Source organism: Microcoleus sp. Pol10D4 (assembly GCF_036701555.1).
Lineage (GTDB): Bacteria > Cyanobacteriota > Cyanobacteriia > Cyanobacteriales > Microcoleaceae > Microcoleus.
On sequence record NZ_JAUBRA010000025.1, the window covers coordinates 75,924 to 82,196 of the forward strand.

The 6,273-nt window shown below is 43.7% G+C and carries 8 protein-coding genes; 4 read left to right on the plus strand and 4 right to left on the minus strand.

Translation table 11 applies throughout. From position 1 onward, the window contains the following. The first annotated feature begins 114 nt into the window (after positions 1-114). Entirely contained in the window at positions 115-723 is a 609-nt protein-coding gene (locus QUA36_RS14875; RefSeq protein ID WP_333458226.1) for a DNA-binding response regulator, read from the plus strand. 172 nt (positions 724-895) lie between these two features. Beyond that, positions 896-2,683, plus strand: coding sequence for a cellulose-binding protein (locus QUA36_RS14880; RefSeq protein ID WP_333458227.1), 1,788 nt, complete (start codon positions 896-898; stop codon positions 2,681-2,683). Between the two features lie 17 nt (positions 2,684-2,700). On the opposite strand, the gene QUA36_RS14885 is transcribed toward QUA36_RS14880, so the two are convergent. From QUA36_RS14885 to msrA, 4 genes are all read right to left on the minus strand, one after another. Next, positions 2,701-3,282: a DUF948 domain-containing protein gene (locus QUA36_RS14885; protein ID WP_333454359.1), complete on the minus strand. Its 582-nt coding sequence runs from the start codon at positions 3,280-3,282 to the stop codon at positions 2,701-2,703. Positions 3,283-3,319: 37 nt separating this feature from the next. Next, positions 3,320-3,661 (minus strand): YtxH domain-containing protein, encoded by a 342-nt coding sequence (locus QUA36_RS14890; RefSeq protein WP_190663664.1) that lies wholly within the window; start codon positions 3,659-3,661, stop codon positions 3,320-3,322. Between the two features lie 121 nt (positions 3,662-3,782). Beyond that, a complete protein-coding gene (locus QUA36_RS14895; protein ID WP_333458228.1) occupies positions 3,783-4,088 on the minus strand; it encodes a hypothetical protein in 306 nt (101 codons plus the stop codon). Between the two features lie 137 nt (positions 4,089-4,225). Beyond that, positions 4,226-4,879: a peptide-methionine (S)-S-oxide reductase MsrA gene (gene msrA / locus QUA36_RS14900; protein ID WP_333458229.1), complete on the minus strand. Its 654-nt coding sequence runs from the start codon at positions 4,877-4,879 to the stop codon at positions 4,226-4,228. Between the two features lie 317 nt (positions 4,880-5,196). Here msrA and QUA36_RS14905 point away from each other — a divergent pair, with 317 nt between their 5' ends. Next, a complete protein-coding gene (locus tag QUA36_RS14905; protein WP_333158105.1) occupies positions 5,197-5,334 on the plus strand; it encodes a hypothetical protein in 138 nt (45 codons plus the stop codon). A 202-nt stretch (positions 5,335-5,536) separates the two neighbouring features. Next, positions 5,537-5,851 (plus strand): hypothetical protein, encoded by a 315-nt coding sequence (locus QUA36_RS14910; RefSeq protein ID WP_333458230.1) that lies wholly within the window; start codon positions 5,537-5,539, stop codon positions 5,849-5,851. Positions 5,852-6,273: the final 422 nt, after the last annotated feature.

The following is a 6,273-nucleotide window of genomic DNA, read 5'->3' on the forward strand; positions in this document are numbered from 1 at the left end:
ACTTACCGCGTGTTTGCTTGTATTAAATAAATGATTTCTTGTCAAAAACGATCGCGCCCATTGTTGAATCTGAGTATTCCGACTCGGCGTCCCACCGCCCCAACAAACTCAACTATGTTTGATGTATATAACAATACAGTAAGTAAAGCTAGCAAACAACTAACAAACGCTAGCAATTTCGGTTATGCTATCGTTAGCCACATCTCAACACACCCGACAATGGCATCAAAAGAAGACTTATTTGCCGAAGCCGCCAAACACTGGGACTTAGAAAGACTGTACCAAGCTTTTGCAGAAGCTAAACGGCAAATCTCTCCTCGATCGCGCCGGGGACTAACAGAAACAGAAAAACTTTACCTGCGAGGATTGCTTTCCGGTTGCAGTCCCGCCGAAATCGCCCGCCAACTGTTTCAGAGTTCCAAAAGTGCAGAAGTTTATTTATGTAAAACTTTATACCAATATGTTAAAAAACTCGCAGATGTACCTAACGAACCTGTAGGAAATTGGCGCAATATTTGCGATCGGCTACAGGAAGCCGGATATAAAACTCTGTCTTCTCCTGAATTTAAAATAAATAATTCTGTACCTACAGAAGCATTAGTAAAAATAGTTGGTATAGGTGTGATTGAGAAAAATACAATATCAATTGATATTAACATCAGATTAGAATTCCCCTCAACTTCAGAAACTCCGAAAAAAGAAGATTTGGATAAAGAGGATTAGATGTGCGATCGCACTTGGGGACAGAAAGTGATCTCGCCCCTCCACAGAGAGGCAAAAATGTTAATAATCTTATAGCTGATAGTTTGAGAAAAAACTTTTTGATAAAATATCAAAATTAAAACTGACCACATCCGCTTCGATTTTACCTAAAACAATCAAATTAGTCAAATTTATGTCTCGATTAAGTATCAGATCGAACAAAAAAGCTCTGGGCTTTGTGCTAGGTTTATTAATTTTTGTCATTTTCATTCCCGGATGTTGGGCTTTAACAAATAATATTGCTCCCACACCAGTACGGCAAGTAAATAACACAGTAGCTGTGCGGGCCGATGTACAAAATACATCAAATTCTCGCTCTTCTTTAGGAGTTGGGCTTAATGGTATTGCTGACTGGTCAACACAATTACCCTTTTTAGATGCTTTCAAATCTTCTAGACAATGGATAACTCAATGCGTTAGCGGACAAGCAAACTGTAAAGGTGAATGGGATACAGAGGAGTATAATCTTTTAAATCTTGATGAAAATGGGTGGGTTAAGTCTCTCCCATCTCCCGAAGAGGCTCCTAAATATACTAGGGTAAGTACGCTATTACTTAGGGAAATCCCCAATCGCTATCCTTCAGGGCAATATATTGTTACTTATGAGGGTGAAGGTGCGATCGAATATAGCTTTGATGCCAAAAAAGATGAGGCTGCGTCGAAACCAGGGAGGGATATCATTAATGTCGATGCCACACAAGGCGGAGGCATAATGATTATAATTACTGTTACCGATCCCAAGAAAACAGGGAACTATATCCGCAATATTAAAGTTGTTCACTCCCAAGATGAACAGCTTTTTCAAAGTGGTGAAATATTTAATCCGCTGTTTATAGACAAGATTAAAAAATTTAGAGTCTTGCGTTTTATGGACTGGATGGGGACAAATGGTTCTGAACAAAAAGAATGGTCAAACCGACCTAAACCAGAGAGTATATCCTATGCTTACAGAGGAAATGTTCCCATAGAAGTTATGGTGAATTTATCTAACAAAGTCCAAGCAGAACCCTGGTTTAATATGCCACATCAGGCTACGGATGAATATTTGACTAACTTTGCTAAAATGGTCAAAGATAGTTTAGATCCCAAGCTGAAAGTTAATGTAGAGTATTCTAATGAGGTTTGGAATTGGTCATTTCCACAAGCGCATTATGCTTTGAAACAAGGTAAAGCGAGGTGGGGGGATAAAGGCGATGCTTTTATGCAATGGCACGGAATGCGTAGTGCTCAAATGTGCGATATCTGGAAAGGCGTTTTTGGGGATCAAAAGAATCGAGTTGTCTGCGTGTTAGGAACTCAAAGAGCTTGGAGAGAGTTAGAAACTTATTCTTTAGAGTGTTCCTATTGGGTGGCTGAGGGCAATAAACCTTGTTATCAACACGGTATTGATGCCCTAGCAATAGCTGGATATTTTAGTGGCAACTTGGGCGGGAAAGAAAATGTCAGCACAGTAGAGTCTTGGTTGAATGACGCAGATGGCGGATTTGGGAAAGCTTTTAAGCAATTAAGAGAGGGCGGGTTACTGCCGGGGTTCAAAGATAGTTTGCCCGATGTTGAGAATGACTTTAAGTATTTCTTAGATGTGGCTCAAAAAAAAGGCCTCAAGTTATTTGTTTACGAGGGCGGTCAACATATTGTAGGTATTGAAGGAGTTGAGAATAACGAAAAACTGACTCAGTTTTTTATGGAATTAAATAGGCGCCCAGAAATGTATGATATCTACACCCAATTACTGAATAGTTGGAAACAAGCTGGAGGCAGTCTTTTCATGCACTTTGTGGACGTGAGTAAATTTACTAAGTGGGGAAGTTGGGGGGCTTTGGAATATGTGGAACAAAAGGGTTCGCCTAAGTATGATGCTTTAATGGATTTTATTGATAAGAATCCTTGCTGGTGGGATGGGTGTGCTGTTGAGGGATGATGAGGAATTGGGTGCAATCAAGAATCGTTCGATCGCACTTCCTCAAAATCTTCCGCATCCCCCGGCGAACCCGAACCCTCACTACCCCTCAACCGTGGCGATTCCCCATTACTCGCACCCGCACCGTAAAGCCCAGAATACCTATCCTCCAAACCCGAATCCCTCAGCGAAATTGCACTTCTTTGACTCGGCGACAATCTCTCTGTTGAACGGCGATTTGCCCCAGAAATCGGTGGCTTGCGAGTTAAAGTTTTCCAAGCAGCCTTAATCCCAGTCACCACGCTGCGAGTAGTTACCTGCACATTTTGCGCCTGCTTTTTAGCGCTACCAATACTTCGATCGACCTGTTTGACAACCTCGCCCGCACTTTGTACTCCCTCGCTGACATCATCCGTCAACTCGCTAATTTCCAGCCCCGTCAACCGAATCGCCTCCAAAGTGGGCGGAAATTCGCGAGAAAGCGTGTCAGCGAGCTTTTCCACGCTGCGGGCCGCCCGCGCCAGCGCTTGCACCGCAGGTATTAAAGTCACTAAAACAGCAGTCAGGCTAACTGCCACTAGCAAAATCGAAAGTCCTAGCCAAAATATGGGATCACTCACTTGAATCTGGGATGGGGGGTTGAGAATTTCATGCCATTTAGCGGATGGGAGGGCGCGACGGGGGACTCACTTCAGCTTCAGCTTCCGACAGTGTTTGGCGTTCCCGCTGAGTCGCTTCCAAACCTGCCGCGATCGCCTCTTTGAGTCTAATCAAAGTTTCGTCCCAATTTCGGATTGCAGTTTCAGAAAGTCGATCGGCCTGCAACTGCACGCTAGTCGATAAATCCTCCGCCAACTCCGGCAAAGCATCGGCCGATTTTTTCAATATCTGCCGCGTCTCCTTGCCCGGTCGCGGTGCCATCAGCAAGCCAGTCACGGCCCCGATCGCAGAACCCACAAGCAAACCGCCAATAAATAATCCTGAACGTTTAGTTGACATTTTTATAACTTCTCTCCATACACCAATTTTAGGGGCGTTTGCCCGATCGCAGCCCTTTACAAAGGTAGAAATATTGTTGAAAACCCTAGGGAGTCAGCACAGGCGACAATTTTAGGATAGCTTACCTCAAACGTCGAGCGCGCCTGGACCAAAGCATCCGTCCCAAACCCAGCAATCCCAAAAGTTGCTGAACCTGTTCCAGTTGCAGTTCTAGTTGTTGATAACGCCCTCGTAGTTGGCGGGTACCTTGCTGCCTTTTACCAAGGAAATCCGGCGACATACTGAGGATATTGCTGCTACAGCGTTCGATTGCTGCGATCCGAATTTCCAAACGTGCGATCGTCCGCCTGATTTTCCACACCTTCGCAGCTATATAAAAGCAAACCAGAGATATTAGTAAATTGATAATTACAACAGCAGTCAGCATTTATTACCTGTTTTAAAACTACTAACATATTCGGCTTTTTATGGCGGGCTAGAATCCCGCCCCACCAGATATTTTGTAGGGACACAACAATGTTTGGTTATGATCTATGTGTCCCTATCCATAAGGCACGTAAAGTCTTAAGCCTGAGACATAGCAGGCAAACAAACCTTAGTACCGCCCAAACCGCAATAACCGTTCGGCTCTTTAGCAAGATACTGTTGATGATAGCTTTCTGCGTAATAAAACTCAGGAGCATCAATAATTTCAGTGGTAATCTTGCCGTAACCGGCCGCCGTCAAAGCCTGCTGGTAAGCATCTCGCGAAGATTCAGCTAGCTGCTTTTGGCTGGCTGAATATGTGTAAATTCCCGATCGATACTGAGTACCCGAATCATTGCCCTGACGCATTCCTTGAGTAGGATTGTGACTTTCCCAAAAAACTTTGAGCAGCGTTTCGTAACTAATTACTTTGGGATCGAACACAACCAGAACTACTTCATTATGTCCCGTCATCCCGCTGCAAACTTCGTTGTAAGTAGGATTCGGAGTAATCCCGGCTGCGTAGCCAACAGCCGTCGAAAAAACTCCATTTTGCTGCCAAAATTTGCGTTCTGCTCCCCAAAAACAGCCCAGGCCAAACAACGCAGTCTCCATGCCGTTTGGAAAGGGAGGTTTGAGCGGATTGCCGTTAACAAAGTGAGTTGCCGGTACCGACATCGACTCTGCCCGTCCCGGTAATGCCTCTTGGGGAGAGGGCAGGCTCGACTTTTTGCCAAATCCAAATAGCACCATAAGTTTGTGAGGGGATCTCTGATAAACGTCTTTACCTTACTTAATAATATCAGATGTATACTGAAAATAGTGGCCCTCTTAAAGGTAGAAGGTAAAAACCAGAAGGCAGATTTTTTTTACGGAAGGTTTTTGGTGATACTGCTCACTGCCAACGCAGTTTTAAATCACATCATGCAGTGTTCTATGTCACCAAAATATACCTAAAATATCACCTATTGTTCAGGTATAAATCACGCGGATTTGAGGCAAAATAGCCGATTATTAAAGGTATGGTGTTGTAGTAGTTATTCAATACCATTTATTGGGAGTGTGTAGAAATGGCCGCTAAACCTTGCAGTCAACCTTTAAAATCTAATCCGTTTATTACTTATCGCGACCCACTTACAGGCAAGTGGATTGTGGTAAATCAGACTTTGCCCAAAGCAGCAGAACAAGTACAGCTAGCAGCAGCTTGAGTTCTCATATTAATTTTACCTGAAAAATCAACTATAATTTCAGATTCGTAGGGGCGGGTTTTACCAACCATCTATGCCTAAAACCAACAATCTCGTAAACCCGCCCCGCTCAACGGTCAATTGGAATATACATTTTTTTATTATATCAAAGAAAGGGTTGATGTAGATTATTAGTTGTATGGGGCGGCTTTAGGTAGATTGTTTGCTGTTATTAAATATTATTGGTAAAACCCGCCCCTTGTATCTTAAAAGAGTGAGTGAGTTAGTCGATCGCCCCAACAAGTGGGCGCTCGTACCGATAATCAGGCGCTCGTACCGACAATCAGTCGCTCGTACCGACAATCATTCGCTCGTACCGACTTTCAGGCGCTCATACCGACTTTCAGGCGCTCATACCGACTTTCAGGCGCTCGTACCGACAATCATTCGCTCGTACCGACAATCATTCGCTCGTACCGACAGTCAGTCGCTCGTACCGACAGCAAGTGAATCTAAAGAAAAAAGGAAAGTTTGGTAGAAAAGGTTCTGTAACAGGCGAAAGTGCTGGCTATAGGACATCAGCAATCGGTGAAGTTGGCCCGCCCCTTAGACTGCATAAGTCTGTTGCGTAGATAAGCTCCCATTACTGATGACAGGCGCACATAACACTGGACAGTATCTGAGGCTCTCGGTATTATCGGGAAAGCCTGCATTGACAAGGTTAGTCTTCAATTGCCTGTCGGTTCTTTCATAAATCGGAGTACATCTGGAGCAAACAATGACATCAACAGTCTTAGGCATAGACATCAGTAAAAGAGACTTTCATGTCTCATTACTGAGAGAAGGTCGTGCGACTAAACCCAAAAAGTTTACTAACAATATTCGTAATTGCTCAACTAGGGGAAAAAAGGGAGCCATCAATAGACAGAGCTTGTTGAATGGATTGATAAGCAGTTAAAC

Bases quoted from the DNA above. Each gene is read 5' to 3' on its own strand.
- QUA36_RS14890 (WP_190663664.1), bottom strand. From the start codon at position 3,661: ATGTCAACTAAACGTTCAGGATTATTTATTGGCGGTTTGCTTGTGGGT.
- QUA36_RS14895 (WP_333458228.1), bottom strand. From the start codon at position 4,088: ATGCTGACTGCTGTTGTAATTATCAATTTACTAATATCTCTGGTTTGC.
- QUA36_RS14880 (WP_333458227.1), top strand. From the start codon at position 896: ATGTCTCGATTAAGTATCAGATCGAACAAAAAAGCTCTGGGCTTTGTG.
- QUA36_RS14875 (WP_333458226.1), top strand. From the start codon at position 115: ATGTTTGATGTATATAACAATACAGTAAGTAAAGCTAGCAAACAACTA.
- msrA (WP_333458229.1), bottom strand. From the start codon at position 4,879: ATGGTGCTATTTGGATTTGGCAAAAAGTCGAGCCTGCCCTCTCCCCAA.
- QUA36_RS14905 (WP_333158105.1), top strand. From the start codon at position 5,197: ATGGCCGCTAAACCTTGCAGTCAACCTTTAAAATCTAATCCGTTTATT.